Here is a 1,278-nt window from a genome sequence, read left to right as displayed (position 1 = left end):
GCTCGGTAGTACGTGTACAACCCATTTTGGCCTCGCTCTGTCTGTTGACGTTTTTCGACGAGGCCCACATCAACGAGTTTGTTGAGGTGATAGTGAAGTGTGCTATCATCGATCTCAATCACTTCGTCTAGTTCTTTCGGACTCATGTCTCCGCCGTGGACGAGTCGGTAGAGAATCTCATATCTGGTCCGATGCCCTACGGCCGCGTGCATCGCAAGATACTCGTCGAGACTGAGAACGCTCTCTTCTGGGAGCAATTCTTCGGGATCTTCCGGGAACTCTCCGGGAGCCGCCTGTGTGTGATTCGTCGCCATCTTAGGCTCTTGTTGGTCGGAAAAGCTCTTAGTCTTTCTCAAGCCAAGATATCTCAAAATATGGGTGTTTTAAATACTATCAGCGAACACAATTGAATATGAATGAGGAGATAACACGTGAACTAATTGCTGACCGATTAGGCCACGTACCGTACGACCGGTTTCTCTTCTACTTAATGGGCCCATACAAGTCGTTCAATCTCAACTACATCCTCACCGAGGAGGAGCGTCAGGAAATTGCGGTGGACGACCTCCCAGGGCCGCTCCGGCGATTGTTCCAAAACAAAGACGAGATCGACGCGGCGCAGGCATTGCTACGACGGATACAGGGCGCACTTCGTGTCACCCCCGGAGTGAACGCCTTTCTTGCCGTCGACGTTGATGTAGATACTGACGAGGTGGATGCGGCGACACAAAGTATCGAGTATACGCAGTGTAGTAACGCAACTGCGTTCATTTTACCGTTTCTCGGGCATAATTTCGGTGTCGGGGAAGAAGCTGGGAGCATCCTCGAAGCACTCTCAGAAACACATAGTGATCGTCTCATCTTCTTCCATGAAGACGATGTGACGAGTGCGATGATTCGGTCAGCACAGGTGCGATGGGATCTCCGGGTAGGAACGTATGAAACTGAGTCAGAACTGATTTCGAAACTTCGGCTATTCACAGCTGGTATTATGCACCAAGAGCGTCGCGGAGACCTCGACATGTTGGATTGATTTCTAGTATGTGATCCCCGTGTTCGCGGCGCTGGCGGGCTGGCTCGTGCTCGGACAGGAAGTGACGCCTGCGACCGCTGCCGGCTTTGTATTTATTCTACAGGATTTGTCGCCGCAAAGTAGTGGGCGTTGCGAGAGACAGACTGGCGTGTAGTAGTGCCAGAGTGGCTGTCTTTTCGTCTTGCTCTCTCAGATGGTTTTTTGAGAATTGAGTCCGCAGATATCCCATGGCGACGCCAGGCCAG

Annotated in this window: 2 protein-coding genes and 1 pseudogene; 2 read left to right on the top strand and 1 reads right to left on the bottom strand. The window is 51.7% G+C overall.

The genetic code is table 11. From position 1 onward, the window contains the following. On the bottom strand, window positions 1-314 hold a 314-nt coding region (locus EXE42_RS15445; protein WP_241988412.1), incomplete at its 3' end, for a helix-turn-helix domain-containing protein. A 98-nt stretch (window positions 315-412) separates the two neighbouring features. Between EXE42_RS15445 and EXE42_RS15440 the strand changes: the two genes are divergently transcribed. Continuing rightward, on the top strand, window positions 413-1,033 hold the full coding sequence (locus tag EXE42_RS15440; protein WP_137706902.1) for a hypothetical protein: 621 nt from the start codon (window positions 413-415) through the stop codon (window positions 1,031-1,033). Between the two features lie 7 nt (window positions 1,034-1,040). After that, window positions 1,041-1,156 (top strand): annotated as a pseudogene (locus EXE42_RS20325) (EamA/RhaT family transporter); the annotation flags it as partial. Between the last annotated feature and the right edge of the window lie 122 nt (window positions 1,157-1,278).

Source organism: Halorubrum sp. SP3, from assembly GCF_005435195.1.
Classification (GTDB): Archaea; Halobacteriota; Halobacteria; order Halobacteriales; family Haloferacaceae; genus Halorubrum; species Halorubrum sodomense.
Note: the sequence above shows the minus strand (reverse complement) of the source record. Positions and strands in the feature narration are given on the sequence as shown.

Excerpts from the sequence above, each read along its gene's own strand:
- EXE42_RS15440 (WP_137706902.1), top strand. The coding sequence starts at position 413 with ATGAATGAGGAGATAACACGTGAACTAATTGCTGACCGATTAGGCCAC.